Here is a 13,945-nt window from a genome sequence, read left to right as displayed (position 1 = left end):
GGACATGAAGACCATCGCCCGGATCGGCGCTGTCGCGTTCATCGCCATCGCGATCACCATGACCGCGATCGAGATGCGGGACGCGCGGACTCCGGTTGCCGAGCCGGTGGCAATTTCGGCGACGGCGCGCGAGCGTGATCCGTTTCGCGGCGCGCTGATCCGCTGCCAGGCGATCGGCCAGGCGGGGGCGACCGACGCCGCCTGCCTGCGTGCCTGGGCGGAGAATCGCAGGCGCTTTCTGGCACCGGGCGCAAGGCCGCGGGAGCGGTTGCCCGATCAGGTCGATGCCGCCGAGGTCGCAAATCAGCCTGCGGACGAGCCCATGGCCATTGCAAAATCTTCCGCTTCAGCGCCGGGCGAGGAGCACTGACATGGGTGGCACGGGTGTCATCGACCGCTTTCTCGAGGTCTTCACCAGCTATATCGATTCAGGCTTCGGCCTGCTGCACGGTGAGGTCGCGTTCATCGCCACGACCCTGATCGTCATCGACGTGACGCTGGCCGCCTTGTTCTGGACGATGGGCGAGGGCGACGACATCATCGCGCGGCTGATCAGGAAGACGCTGTTCGTCGGCGTCTTCGCCTATATCATTGGCAACTGGAACGCCCTGGCGAAGATCGTCTTCAACAGTTTTGCCGGGCTCGGCCTGAAGGCGAGCGGCACAAGCTTCACCGCCGCCGAGCTGCTCCAGCCGGGCCGGGTCGCGCAGGTCGGGCTCGATGCCGGCCAACCGATCCTGGAATCGATCTCGGGGCTGATGGGCTATGTCAGCTTCTTCGAGAATTTCATCCAGATCGTCGTGTTGCTGTTCGCCTGGGTGGTGGTGTTGCTCGCCTTTTTCGTGCTGGCGATCCAGCTGTTCATCACGCTGATAGAGTTCAAGCTGGCGACGCTCTGCGGGTTCGTGCTCATCCCGTTCGGCCTGTTCGGCAAGACCGCGTTCATGGCCGAGCGCGTGCTCGGCAATGTCGTCTCGTCGGGCATCAAGGTGCTGGTGCTCGCCGTGATCATCGGCATCGGCTCGACCCTGTTCGACCAGTTTACCTCGGCGATCGGCACCGCCCAGCCGACGATCGAGGATGCGATGACGATCGTGCTGGCGTCGCTGACGCTGCTTGGGCTCGGCATATTCGGACCGGGCATCGCCAATGGCATCGTCTCGGGCGGCCCCCAGCTAGGCGCTGGTGCCGCAGCCGGGACCGCTCTTGCCGCGGGCGGCGTCGTGGCGGGCGGTGCGGCCGCGGCGGGCCTGGCGGCGGGCGCTGCCGGCGGGGCAGTGACCGGCCTGGCGGCCGCCGGCGCTCGTGCCGCCAGCGGTGGGGCAGCGGCGTACCGGCTCGGCGCTGCCGGCAAGACCGGTGGGGCAAGTGTTGCCGGAGGCCTTGGCGGTGTCGGCAAGGCTGCTCTTGGCGCGGCAATCTCACCCCTGCGTAAGGCTGCCGACGCCATCAAGTCGGGCCATCAGGGTGGTGCGGGGTCGCCAGCCGGCGGTGAGACCTCGGGCCCATCGCAGGGTGGCCAGCCCGCCTGGGCCGCCGCCATGAAGCGCCGCCAGGCCGTGACCCATGCGGCGACCGTCGCCGCCCACACCTTGCGCTCGGGCGACGGCGGCGGTGCCGGCGCCGCGATCGATGTCAGCGAGAAGGACTGATCGATGTTTCGTCGCCCAACGATCCGCTACGGCAATGCGCCCGAGAGTGAGACGCCCTATCAGCGAGCCGGCCAGGTCTGGGACGACCGGATCGGTTCGGCGCGGGTCCAGGCGCGTAGCTGGCGCCTCGCCTTTTTCGGCACCCTGGCGCTGGCGGGAGGCCTTGCCGGCGGCCTGGTCTGGCAGGGCGCGCGCGGCACGATCGTTCCGTGGGTCGTGGAGGTCGACAAGCTCGGCGAGGCGCAGGCCGTGTCGCCCGCGACCGCTGCCTATCGGCCGACCGATCCCCAGGTCGCTTTCCATCTCGCGCGCTTCATCGAGCAGGTGCGGGGGATCGCCGCGGACCCGATCGTGGTTCGCGAGAACTGGCTCAGGGCTTATGACTTCACGACCGACAAGGGCGCGCTGGCGCTCAATGACTATGCCCGGACCAACGATCCCTTCGCGCAGATCGGCAAGGTCCAGGTCGCGGTCGATGTCTCGAGTGTGATCCGCGCTTCGGCGGACAGTTTCCGGGTGGGGTGGACCGAGCGCCATTACCAGGATGGGAGCCTTGAGCGCACCGAGCGCTGGTCCGCGATCCTGACCGTAGCCGTTCAACCGCCGCGCACCCCTGACGCCCTGCGGAAGAACCCGCTGGGGCTCTTCGTCAACGCCATCAACTGGTCGAAGGAGCTGGGCCAATGACCGCGCCGCATTTCCGTAAATCCGCCATTCCGGCACTGCTGCTCGCTACCGCGCTCGCAGGGTGCGCGACAGCATCGGCAAAGCTGCCCGCGATCAGCTATGACGATGCCGTGCCGGCGGTACAGGCATCGCCTCCGGCCGCGCCGGTCGAGGTCGTCGCGGTCCCGACACCGTTGCCGCTTCCAGGACAATTGAAGCCTCTATCGGTGGAAACATCTCGATCGGACCGCACCGACCCGAAATCGCGCATCGGCGCCGCCAATGAGGCGGCGCGCATCCAGCCGGCCCGGGACGGGTTCCTGAATGCGATCCAGCAATATCCCTGGAGCGACGGGGCGCTCTACCAGCTCTATGCGGCGCCGGGACAGGTGACCGACATCGCGCTGCAGGAAGGCGAACAGCTCGTCGGTGCGGGGCCGGTGGCGGCGGGCGACACCGCACGGTGGATCATCGGGGACACGGTGAGTGGCAGCGGACCGAACAGCCGAGTCCATATCCTGGTCAAGCCGACCCGCGCCGACCTCGCCACCAATCTGGTGATCAATACCGACCGGCGCACCTATCATCTCGAACTGCGGGCGACGTCCGCAACCTATATGGCCTCGGTTTCCTGGACCTATCCGCAGGACCGGCTGATCGCACTACGCGGCGAGAACGCAGCCGCGGCGAACGCGGCGCCGGTCGCGGCGGGTGTCGATCTTGCGTCGTTGAATTTCCGCTACGCGATCGAGGGCGACAGTCCGGCGTGGCGCCCCCTGCGGGCATTCGACGACGGGCGCCAGGTGTTCATCGAGTTTCCCGTCGGCATCGCGCAAGGTGAGATGCCGCCCTTGTTCGTGGTCGGCGAGGCCGGCCAGGGTGAGCTGGTCAACTACCGGGTGCGCGACCGCTATATGGTGGTCGACCGGCTGTTCGCCGCCGCTGAGTTACGCCTGGGCACGAAGAAGAGCGAGACCAGGGTGCGTATCGTCCGGAACGACGATCGCAGGGCCGGAAAGGGGCGGCGATGAGCGAGGGGGTGGAGCCTGCGCCGGCGCTTCCGGATCTCCGGCTTCGCGGCGACCCGCCCCGCGTGATGCGGCTGTCGCGCCGGGCGCTGATGGTGCTGGCGCTTCTCGCCAGCGCCGGCATCGGTGGATCGCTCTTCTACGCGCTGCGGCCGGCGCACCGGCAGGCGGCGGAGGAACTCTACAATACCGACAGCCGCGCGACGGCCGACAGCGTGGCGAGCGCGCCGAAGGATTATGGACAGGTGCCAAAACTCGGGCCGCCGCTGCCGGGAGACCTTGGACGCCCGATCCTCTCGGCGCAGCAACGCGGCACCGACGTGCCGGCGCCGTCGTTCGGGCCGGGTGTCGGTGCGCCGCCCGCTGGCGCGGCGGCAAGTCCGGCGGCGAATGCCGCCCTGGCGGCCCGCCAGCGCATCCGGCAGGAGCATGATGCCGCGCGCACGAGCAAATTGTTCCTCGGGACCGCAGCCGGTGCCTCAGGGGGCGGGTATGTTCCGGCGTCATCCGATCTGCCCGGCGGCCTCGGCACTGTCGGGTCCGGCACGGGTGCGACGCCGGCGGTTGCTTTGCCGCCAGCCGAAGACGTGGCCCAAAACGGACAGGCGGCGAAGCGGGCATTCCTCAAAGAGGGAGCCGACCGACCGGCGACGAGCGCTAGCCGGCTCGTGGAACCCGTATCGCCTAATGTCCTGCAGGCCGGTAGCGTCATCGCCGCGGCGCTCATCACCGGCATTCGCTCCGATCTCCCCGGGCAGATCACCGCCCAGGTCACCGAGAATATCTATGACAGCCCGACGGGCAGGATCCTGCTGATCCCGCAAGGGTCGAAGCTGGTCGGCGCGTATGATTCTCAGGTGTCGTTCGGCCAGAACCGGGTGCTGCTCGCCTGGGATCGGCTGATCCTCCCGGATGGACGGTCGATATCCCTGGATCGCCTGCCCGGTGCGGACGGGGCCGGATTCGCCGGATTGCAGGACAGCACCAACTATCATTGGGGTGGGATTGCGAAAGCGGCTTTGCTCTCGACCGCGCTTGGGATCGGCGCGCAGGCCGGCTCGAACGGCAATGACGATCTGGCCCGCGCCATCCGCGAGGGAACGTCGGACACGATCAACCAGGCTGGTCAGCAGATCGTCCGGCGGCAATTGAACGTCCAGCCGACGCTGACTATCCGGCCGGGCTATCCTTTGCGTGTCATCGTTACCCGCGATTTGGTGTTGGCGCCGCTGGCGCAGGGAGACCGTTGATGGCCGGATTGAAGCTGGGTCCGCTGGTGGAGGACAAGCCCGTACGGGTCACCCTTGAGCTTCCAGGACCGGTCCACCGCGACCTTGTCCGTTACGCCGCCGCTCTCGGTGCGCAGACCGGGCAGGCACCGGTGACACCCGAAAGGCTCGTCGCGCCGATGCTCGAGCGGTTCATGGCCACGGATCGGGCGTTCAAGAGGGCCTGAGCCACTGGCCGTCACAGCGCGATCCCGTCCGCAATTTTGACGTGATGCCGGACCGGGCTACCATTCGCGATGCAGGCTGCTAAGTGCTGGGCAGGTACAACGGTAGAAATTGGCAGAGATGAGCGGTCAGGAGCGACCCATGACCGCAGAGCCTGCGCCAGTCGCCACGGACCAGGAACTCAAATACGACAAGGGTGACCGACGCAAGAAACATGTCGGCACGACGAGCGAGCCCGTGATCGAACTCGATCCCCACCAGCCGCGCAAGCTGATCGGGAAATGCCCCAAGGGGCTTGAGCGCCAGGCCGCGGCGATCCTCAAGCGATCCCTGGCTGGTCCCCGGGGCGATCGTCCCGGCAGCTACGCGAAACACCGATATGCCGTTCACAACGGCACCATTTACGAGGCTGCCACCAGCGATCGGGGAGAGACCTATCATGGATATCCATACCACGGTAAGCTCGCCAAGGCATTGGTCGCAGAGTTGAGGAAGTACGCCGTGGAGGACGAGATGGAGGCCCAGTTCGACAAATGGGTCCGCGATCACATCACCGCGCATGGCAGCTGGCAGCCGTGAGCAAGGGCCTGGAATTCCGGTTGTCGGACCCGCTTGACGCCGACGCGCCATCCTATGTCCATTTCAGCGTTGGGCTGGACGGCGAGGGATTCTGGCCGGTCGCGTGTGACGACGAGGCGGCGGTCGAGATATTTATCGACGATATTCTCGATTATCTCACAGACTTCTGGATGCCGCTGCTGCTTCGGCAGACCTATCCACTCGCCTTTACAGAACCGCCGGAGCGCCCGACCGCCCTGGCGACTGCCGCTGCATCTCGTTGGCTGCAATTTCCGGAAAGTCAGGTCGAGGCAGAACAGTCTCGCGTATCGGCCTTTGAAGAGGCGCATAATCTCGCGCGCTGCTTTGATGGTCAGTTCGCGTTGCCACCTCTCTGGCTCCTTCGTGATCGCGAAGATCTGATCATCGATACCGGCGAACGACTGGCGAGGGTGGATTTCGAGCAGGGGACTGCCGCGCTGACGATGCTTGGCGACCAGATCGCGTCCCGGCTCGAACAGGCGGGAGTGAAGGCCTCGCTCGTCCAGGCATGGCGTGCGCGTGAGGAGGCCAGCGGCGTTCGGATGGTCGAGCTCTCCGCAGGGCTCTCAACCGACAAGGCCCAGGCCCTGATCAAGGCAAGATATCTCGCGGCGCCCGAGAACCTCGTCCAGGCGGCGAACGACAATGATGAAATCGTGGTCGCAGCCCGGATGGCCGGCGCGCTGCCGCTGGAAGATATCAAGCGGATCATCAACCTGGCCAAGGGGTTTGCGCTACATCCAAGCGAGCCCCTTGCGAAGCTCGGCAGGGCGACGCGGGAGCATCTTGCTACCGCCTTTGCAGATGCCAAGCCCTTCGATCAGGGCGAAGCGGCGGCGCGCCTGCTTCGTAAATCTCTTCAGATCGACGTTGACGGTGTGCTTGACGTTCGCGCCCTTGCCGGGTCGCTTGGCATCGAGGTGAAGGAACACGGGCTGTCGATCAGCGCGATGGCGGGATTGGCAATTTGCGGTGCCCATCATGGTCCGGGTGTGCTGTTGAACAGACGAAGCAGCCATCTCCTCCACGCGAAGTCGGCGTCGAGGGAGGCAATGTTGCGCTACACGCTCGCCCATGAGCTGTGCCATCTGATCCTCGATGGCGAGCATTCGTTCACTGCCGTCGATGTTCTCAGTGGTCGCATGCCCCCCGCAGTGGAGAGTCGAGCGCAATCCTTCGCCGGCGAACTACTGTTCCCAACCCGCCTGGCGCACTCCTTGTGGGAGGGGCATGGCAGTCCGGTTATCGCTGCCGGTCTTGGTCCGGTGCTGGACGAGGCGGTTGAACGATACCAGGTCACCCGAAGTGTCGCGGCGTGGAAGGTCGAGCATGCCGCGAGGCAGGTCGGTATCGATCTCTACGGAGTGCTGAATTCACTGGCACGATACCGGTAGTGCCTCGTCTCTTCTGACGTCGCCAGTCTGATCAATCCTACATAGGTAGCGCCGGTCGCAGCGGTATTGGATGTCGCTGCGGGCCAGGCCGCGTACTGTATGCGCGCTCGCGCTGCGAGGCGGCAAAGGCGCCGTTATGTTTTCTCGGAGGTTGAGCCATGAAGTCCGAGGTTTTGTAACAAACCTGGAAGAGCGCTACACCACCGCCAGTCGATCGTCAGATAGCGCCGTGGTGGGGAAACGCCGGTTCGGACAAGCGTTATGAGCTCAGCCAGGCGCCTTCGGCGTCCTCGAGGGCGAGATGCATCTCGCTTTCGGCCTGGAGCTCGTTGAGCCGGCGAGAGATTGCCTCGAAATCGCCGTCCCTCGGAAATCTCGAATCCGCCTTGGCTGATCTGGCAAGGTCGCCGATCGCATCCTCGCGCGCGACCTGTGCCAGCAACCAGCGCCCGAAGGGTTGCGCCGACGCCAGATATCGTTCGTCCGTCGCTGTGGCCATGGTTGTGCTCTTCCCTCGTTGAGTCGGTATTGCGGAACATTAGTAGAACAAAATGCCGGCCCCGAACAGGGTCACTGGTCGCGCGCGCGGCTCGAACCGCCGCGGAATGGCGAGGGCCCGGCACGCGGTCCCGCCGATTTCCTGTCTTTCATCGCCACGCTACGATTGCGCCGGATCCTTGTTGCGCCAGGGCATTTACCGCCCCTTCTACTCGCCCCCGACGCCGGTGCGCATCACGCGGCCGGCCAAGGGGAGGATCCCGTGACCACTATTCATTCAAGGACTTCGGAGCAGGGGTGGCCATGCCGGCTCATGTCCGCCGCCATCATCGTTGCCATCGCGGCGGCACCAGCGCCGGTGTTCGCCAATAACCATGGCGAGAGCCTCGCCTGGCAGTTCAAGACGTCGACGGATCGCGCCAACCAGGCAGCGGTGCTCGACCTCATCGAGAAGCGCCGCGGCGGCTATTATGCGGCGCCAATCTACAACACCAATATCGCCCGCCAGTATAATTGCTCGATCGCGGCGACCGCGACCGGCAACAGCGGCGCGCAGACCGCGCTGGCCAATTCGCCGAGCGTCGCCGGCGCGACCTCGACCGCGACGGGCAACGCCAACGCGACGACCATCGGTGACGGGCATGGTGGTGCCACGGTCGATGGTAGTCAGAGCAACAGCGGTGCGGTGTCCTCGGGCGTCACCGGGGCGACGGTCACCAATGTCCATGGCACCGCGTCGCAGGCGCTCAATTCGGACCAGGCAAATAGCGGCAACCAGACCGCCAGCGTGCAGGACAGCCGTGCCTGCGCGTTCGCGGCGCTCAACTGATGCGCGCTGTGAATGTTCGCACCGGGCGATCGGCCGGGAAGGGGAGGCGGGCCGCTGGCGTGTCGTTGCTGGCGACTGCCCTGTCGGGCTGCGTTCAGCTGCATCAGGCGCGGCTCGGGGTGGGGGAGGCGCCGACCCTGATCGGGCCGGCGGTGCGCGACAACCGGACGCCGATGGACCCGGCGCTGGCTTGCCTTGCCGGCGCCATCGTTGCCGCGAAGGCGCGGCCGCCCGTGATCGGGGTCGGCGACGTGCGTGACTATACCGGCAAATATTCGGTCAGCGAGGGCAATGCGATCACCCAGGGCGGCGCGCTGATGGTGACGTCGGCGCTCGGCAAGCTTGGTGGCGCGGTCGGTCTTGCCGAGCGATTTGATCCGACCATCGCCGAGCGCGAACTGGGCTATACCGATCGTCGCCAGCTCGGCGACGGCGAGATCCATGATGTCGCCGGGCAGACGGGTACCGGCAAGGTGCCGTGGCTGCCTTATTATGGCGGCACGATCCGCCTTTCCGACTATTACATCGTCGGCGGGATCACCGAGCTCAACTACGACATCCGCTCGGGCGGGATCGATACTGAGGTCGGTCAGCTCGGACCCAAGGCCCGGATATTTACGCAAGGCGTGGCGATCGACCTGCGCATCGTCGATACCCGTTCGCTGCTCGTCGTGAAGACGGTCAGCCTGACCAAGCAGTTCACCGGCTATGAAGTCGGCTTCAACCTGTTCCGTTTCTTCGGCTCCGACCTGTTCGACATCAATGCCGGCGCCAAGGGCCAGGAGCCGCTTCAGCTCGGCATCCGCACCGCGCTCGAAGAAGCGACGCTGCGACTGGTCGCGGCCGTGACGAGGATAGAGCCCGGGGCCTGCCTTGCCAGTCAAAGCTGGGCGGCGATGCCGACTGCCGGAACGGCGCCGCGCGGGGCGGATATTGCCCGCTCGCCGACGACCATGATCGGGGCCGCCTTCAATGCCGCCCCGGCCGGAAGCGGCCGATCTGGCGATGGCGTAGTGCAGGTGCCGTTCGAGGTCGGCTCGGCTGAACTCGCCGGCGCCGCTCTGGCGCTGGTCGACCGCATCGTCGTGGCCCAGGCGACGGGACCGGTCGAGGTCGCGATCGTCGCGCGCGACACCGAGACGCCCGATCCGGGCAAGCGCGATGCCCTTGCCGACCAGCGGATCGCCGCGCTGATCGCGGCACTTGCGGCCCGCGGCATTGCCGCTGGCGCGGTGACATTGCTGTGGCGCGCGGATTCGGCCGAAAGCGCGGTCCACCGCAACGCCCCCGGCCTCCAGGACATCGCCCGGCTGCGCATCGGCCACTGAGCCGATCCGGCCACCGAGCGCTCGAAACAGGGGAGGTGCCCGCCATCAACCGCCTTCGATCCCGATTTTCGATCATCCTCCAACCGACAGGAAATCCATCATGAAACATGCTCCTTCACGCCGCTCGCGGCGTCTGCTCGGCAGCGCCGGGCTCACGCTCGCGACCCTGCTGGCCGCGGCACCGGCTTCGGCCCAGCTCAGCCAGGTCCAGGCATCGGGTCCGAACACCCTTGCCAGCGACCAGGCCAATCGCGGCGCTCCGACATTCGCCGACGGCGATGGCACGATCATCCAGATCGTCCCCGGCGCAACCGTCCAGGGCTCGGTGATATCGGTCTCAGGCAATGCCGTGAGCGCCGCGGCCCGCGGCAACAGCCTGGCCGACAGCCTGGCACCCGATGCACTGACGGCGGCCGGCGACGGTGCCGCGAGCCATCTCGCCGCCGGCAGCGGCGGTGTGGTCGCGCGCGCCGACAGCCTCATTGCGAGCAGTCAACGCAATCTCGGCTCGGAAGTGCAGGCTGTCCTGCTGGCGCCGCGCCACGCGCTCGATGCCGGTTCGGTCACCGCCAGCCGGTTCGCAATCACCGCCAACAGCCAGGAGGCCGACGCGCTCGGCAATGCCGGCATGAGCGCGCTGTCGCTCACTGGCGGCTTGAGCGGCGGTGGTATCGTCGCGCTGCAGAAGAACGATGCCACGTCGCCCGTCGCCGCGCGGTCGCTTGGCGTGACCCGGTTGACCGCCGGGCAGGTCCAGGCAAGCGACCTGTCGCTGAGCCGCAATCTCGTCCGCGCACTCGGCTATGGCAATTCGGTCGACAATGCGCTGAGCGCCACGGGCATCAACGTCGCGGTGCCGGCCAATGGCGATGCCGCTGCGATCGTTCCCGCGGGGGGCGATGGCGATCCTGCGGTCAATGCCGCCTATGCCGTCCTCAGCAACCAGGAGACGGGCGCGACCGTCAAGGCGCGCACCGGCGACGACAATGCGTCCGCCTCGTTCGGCGTCACCCTGACCGGGGATCTCTATGCATCGTCGGTCGGCAATGACGAAAATGCCGTCGTCGCGGCGGGCTATGGCAACCGTTCGGCCAATGCCCTCGATCTCGCGGCAGCCTCAGTCGTCCGCGGCGCGGTTGGCGACGGCGGCGCGCTTGCCAATGTCACCGGCGTGCAGCGGATCGACGATTCCAGGGTCGTCGCGTTGTCGCTCGGCGGGACCGTTACCGATGTGCTCGGCGGGGTGGCCGCCAGCGGGCTTTCGGCTTCACGCAACAGCCTGCTGACCCAGGCGACCGGCAACCTCGCCAGCGGCAACCTGCTGACCGTGAAGGCCGACACGATCGATGTGCCGGGAGGTGATCCGTTGTCCGGCGGGGTGGTCGGAACGGCCGTGGTTTCCGGCGACGGCACCGCGAGTGTGAGCGCGCCGATCAGTGTGCTTGGCGTTCAGGAATTCGGCCATGGGTTTGTCGGCGCCATGCAGCTGAACGGCGGCGTCCGGCTGGTCGCGGAAAATGGCGTGAGCGAGGCGTCCCTGGTGGCCGACGGCAATCTCGCGACCGCCGCCGCGACGGGCAATATGGCGGTCAATGGTGCGACACTCGAGGCGACCTCGCTGCGTAGCGCTGCCGATGTCGACAGTCTCCAGACCGGTGATGGCACCGTGCAGGTTGTACTGGGACAGCTGTCCAGCCGTGCCGGAGCGGTCGTCGCGCCGCAAAGCGGGGTGTCTGACTCGACCCTGTCGGCCAGCGGCAACAGCGCGACCGGGACCGCCTTGGGGAATGCGGCGACCAACAGCCTGGCCGTCGCCGCGAACCTGATCGCCGATGGGAGCGGCCATGACGATGCCGAGGCCGGGTCACTGCCCGCTGGCTATGGGGCGGCAGCGACCTTCGCGCTGGCGAACAACCAGAAGCTCGGCGAACCGAGCATCGACGGCAGTTCCGCCGCGCATGTCAGCAGCGAGATATATGGCCAGTTCGGCATAACCGGCAGCGGCGCCACCGATCATTCGTCGCTGATCGTCGATGACAACGCCCAGCGCGCCAATGCGCTCGGCAACAGCTCGGTCAACCGCCTCACGGTGTCCGCAACCTCGCTGGCCGCGGACGGGGCCCCCGCGGCCGGGACCGCTTTGTCCTCCTCGCAATATGGCGAGGCCGTGATCAGTTCGACCTCCGACCTCAATCTCACCGCGAAGGGTGATCTCGATGCGTCCAGCGTGTCGCTGTCGGGCAATGCCAACCAGGCGCTGGCAGCGGTCAACGATGTCGATAACGGCCTTGCCATCGACGCGGCCGGGACCGGCAGCGTCACCGGTGGCGCTGCCCAGGGCGATATCGGCTCGCTTGGCTCGGCCGGCATCGCCGGCGACAATGTCCTGGCCAGCACCCAGTTCGCGACCGGCAGCGCCACCGCCTCGGCCCGGACGTCGATCGCGAACGTGGCGGGGACGACCGGGCTGAACGCGTCCCGTTTCACGATCGCGGGCAATGGGACCAGTGCCGATGCTTCGGCCAATCGGGCGATCAACAAGGTCTCGGTGAGCGCCGGCCCTGCCGGGCAGGCCAATGCCGGCCTCGCCAGCAGCCAGATGAGTGTCGCGGACGTGACCGCTTCAGCCGTCACCACAGCGGCCTATGTGTTCGCCGTCGCGCCCGGCGCGACGGTATCCGGTTCGTCGATCGCGATCGGCGGGAACAGCACCACTGCCCTCGCAAGGGGTAATGTGGCCGACAACCAGCTCAGCTTGAGTGGCGCGGGGGCGGCTGTTTCGTCCGCGGTTCCGGCCGTTCGGATCGGTCGCTTCGACAGCACCGCCGGTGCCGCGGCGCTGCTGCTCAACGGCCAGTCCAATTATGGCGCCGTCACCGCGTCGGCGGGCGCGACGAGCTACGGCGTTCCGCTCAATCTCGCCGCTGCGCCTTTCTCCGCGTCGAGCGTGGCGCTGACGGGCAACAATGTCTCGGCGAATGCCTATGGCAATGCCGCGAGTAATCAGGTGACGATCGGCTCGATCGGCCAGCTGCCGACCGCGGCGCTGGTCAATGTCCAGGCCAATTACGGTCCCGTCACCGCGCTGGTGACCGGAGCGAATTACCGCGTCGCCGCCGGGCCCGTGACCGGCAGCGCGCTGTCGATCACCGGCAACCAGCTCGCTGCGATCGCGACGGGCAACCAGGCGATTAACACCGTCCTCACGGCGCGCTGACCGGATCCGCGCCGGGCGGGCCCGCGCCCCCAGGGCCTGCCCGGCAAGCGGGGAGGGCCGTCACGCTTCCCTTGTCGTGACGGCCCTTCGATATCGCATGGCGGGTGCGGTCGAACGGGAGGCCGCCGCCCTGGTTTCAATCGCTGGCGATGGGTCGGGCGTAGCGCCGGGACAGCAGGTCGAGGAAGTGTTTCAGCGCTGGGTTGTCGTTGTCGCGGCGCCAGTGGACGCTCTGGTCGAGGGTCGTCGCGCCGTACGCGTCGTGCACCTCGCGCAGGATCGGCATGTCGGTGCCGAACGGCGGAATGGGAGGGACACCGGCCAGGACCGCGAGCCGATCGGCCGTGACGAAGGAGGGGAGATTGTCGCGGCTGACATCCTGTGTGGCGATCCGTGGCCTGTGGCCCGGTCCGGAGAGGCGGGCGGTGATCATGGCGCCGATGTCGGGACCGGGGTCCGCCGCTGTCACGACGAACGAGGCGCCCCGCAGATCGGTCCAGTAGAGCGTGTCGGCGTAGGCCAGCGGATGCCCCGGGGGCAAAGCGAGCAGGAGCGGCTCGCTCCAGAAGCTCAGCGAATGCATGGCGGGACGATCCGAGCGGCCGGCAAGGATCGCGAGGTCCAGATTGTCCTTGTCCAGCGCGTTCAGGAGCCGGTCGCGGCTGTCTTCGCTCGCCTCGATCTCGACGTCGGGCCAGGCGGCGCGATAGGCCCTGAGCGCGGCGGACAGGTCGCCGCCCGCCAGCGAGCCGTGAAAGCCCAGCCTGAGCCGACCGGTCTCTCCCCGGGCGAGCGCGCGGGATTCCCGGTCGAGCGATGCAATGTCCTCGACGATATGGCGCGCCCGGCGCAGGAACCTCTCGCCGGGATCGGTTGGCACCACGCCGCGCGTGGAGCGCCGGAACAGCGGTAGGCCGAGACGGTCTTCGAGATACTGGACGCGCTTGCTCAGCGTCGATTGCTTGATGCCGAACTGGTCGGCGGCCCGGCTGAAGCTGCCGCTGTCGGCGGCGGCGAGCGCGTAGCGCAGGAGGTGGACTTCGATCATTCACGGCCCTTTGCCGCGCGCCGGTCGATCGTCGTGTCGGCCGGTCGTTCGCGGGTTGGGGAGAAATAGGGGGATTGGGGTGCGGGGCTATTCCAAGAAATGGGCAGAGTGCGGCGATATCGCGTGTTTTGGCGCGCGAGGCTTTCCAGCTTGGGATGGGAGGCTCGTTCTCGCTGAGTGGATTGCGATGCGGCTTGTTCCGCTTGGGCCGCCGATGGGGACGTCCCGCGC

13 protein-coding genes are annotated in these 13,945 nt (G+C 67.1%); 11 read left to right on the top strand and 2 right to left on the bottom strand.

From position 1 onward, the window contains the following. Positions 1-4: 4 nt before the first annotated feature. The 8 genes from trbK-alt to WC729_RS09370 all read left to right on the top strand — a co-directional run bounded on the left by trbK-alt (position 5) and on the right by WC729_RS09370 (position 6,794). Complete coding sequence (trbK-alt, locus tag WC729_RS09405; protein ID WP_372851936.1) at positions 5-370, top strand: putative entry exclusion protein TrbK-alt; 366 nt, start codon at positions 5-7, stop codon at positions 368-370. A 1-nt stretch (position 371) separates the two neighbouring features. Next, positions 372-1,652, top strand: coding sequence for a P-type conjugative transfer protein TrbL (trbL, locus tag WC729_RS09400; RefSeq protein WP_372851934.1), 1,281 nt, complete (start codon positions 372-374; stop codon positions 1,650-1,652). A gap of 3 nt (positions 1,653-1,655) precedes the next feature. Further along, positions 1,656-2,339, top strand: coding sequence for a conjugal transfer protein TrbF (trbF, locus tag WC729_RS09395; protein WP_372851932.1), 684 nt, complete (start codon positions 1,656-1,658; stop codon positions 2,337-2,339). Then, on the top strand, positions 2,336-3,349 hold the full coding sequence (trbG, locus tag WC729_RS09390; RefSeq protein ID WP_372851930.1) for a P-type conjugative transfer protein TrbG: 1,014 nt from the start codon (positions 2,336-2,338) through the stop codon (positions 3,347-3,349). Before trbF ends, trbG begins: the two co-directional genes overlap by 4 nt. Beyond that, positions 3,346-4,596, top strand: coding sequence for a TrbI/VirB10 family protein (locus WC729_RS09385; protein WP_372851928.1), 1,251 nt, complete (start codon positions 3,346-3,348; stop codon positions 4,594-4,596). The genes trbG and WC729_RS09385 overlap by 4 nt, the downstream gene beginning before the upstream one ends. Further along, the gene (locus WC729_RS09380) at positions 4,596-4,802 is read left to right on the top strand and encodes a DUF2274 domain-containing protein (RefSeq protein ID WP_372851926.1); all 207 of its coding nucleotides are present in this window, start codon (positions 4,596-4,598) and stop codon (positions 4,800-4,802) included. Before WC729_RS09385 ends, WC729_RS09380 begins: the two co-directional genes overlap by 1 nt. Positions 4,803-4,941: 139 nt before the next feature. Continuing rightward, the gene (locus WC729_RS09375; protein ID WP_372851924.1) at positions 4,942-5,379 is read left to right on the top strand and encodes a hypothetical protein; all 438 of its coding nucleotides are present in this window, start codon (positions 4,942-4,944) and stop codon (positions 5,377-5,379) included. After that, the gene (locus tag WC729_RS09370) at positions 5,376-6,794 is read left to right on the top strand and encodes an ImmA/IrrE family metallo-endopeptidase (RefSeq protein WP_372851922.1); all 1,419 of its coding nucleotides are present in this window, start codon (positions 5,376-5,378) and stop codon (positions 6,792-6,794) included. The genes WC729_RS09375 and WC729_RS09370 overlap by 4 nt, the downstream gene beginning before the upstream one ends. Positions 6,795-7,053: 259 nt before the next feature. Here the strand turns inward: WC729_RS09370 and WC729_RS09365 are convergent, their stop codons facing one another. Continuing rightward, positions 7,054-7,293, bottom strand: coding sequence for a YozE family protein (locus WC729_RS09365; protein WP_372851920.1), 240 nt, complete (start codon positions 7,291-7,293; stop codon positions 7,054-7,056). A 312-nt stretch (positions 7,294-7,605) separates the two neighbouring features. Here WC729_RS09365 and WC729_RS09360 point away from each other — a divergent pair, with 312 nt between their 5' ends. From WC729_RS09360 to WC729_RS09350, 3 genes are all read left to right on the top strand, one after another. Continuing rightward, complete coding sequence (locus WC729_RS09360; RefSeq protein ID WP_372851918.1) at positions 7,606-8,121, top strand: hypothetical protein; 516 nt, start codon at positions 7,606-7,608, stop codon at positions 8,119-8,121. 59 nt (positions 8,122-8,180) lie between these two features. Beyond that, positions 8,181-9,449 carry a CsgG/HfaB family protein gene (locus WC729_RS09355; RefSeq protein WP_372851916.1) on the top strand — a complete coding sequence of 423 codons (1,269 nt, stop codon included), beginning with the start codon at positions 8,181-8,183 and terminating at the stop codon, positions 9,447-9,449. A gap of 100 nt (positions 9,450-9,549) precedes the next feature. Beyond that, positions 9,550-12,666 (top strand): beta strand repeat-containing protein, encoded by a 3,117-nt coding sequence (locus WC729_RS09350; RefSeq protein WP_372851914.1) that lies wholly within the window; start codon positions 9,550-9,552, stop codon positions 12,664-12,666. Positions 12,667-12,802: 136 nt separating this feature from the next. Here the strand turns inward: WC729_RS09350 and WC729_RS09345 are convergent, their stop codons facing one another. Further along, complete coding sequence (locus WC729_RS09345; protein WP_372851912.1) at positions 12,803-13,714, bottom strand: LysR family transcriptional regulator; 912 nt, start codon at positions 13,712-13,714, stop codon at positions 12,803-12,805. Between the last annotated feature and the right edge of the window lie 231 nt (positions 13,715-13,945).

This window comes from Sphingomonas sp., from assembly GCF_041661825.1.
Classification (GTDB): Bacteria; Pseudomonadota; Alphaproteobacteria; order Sphingomonadales; family Sphingomonadaceae; genus Sphingomonas.
The sequence above is the reverse complement of the archived record's forward strand: the minus strand, read 5'-3'. Positions and strand labels throughout refer to the sequence as shown.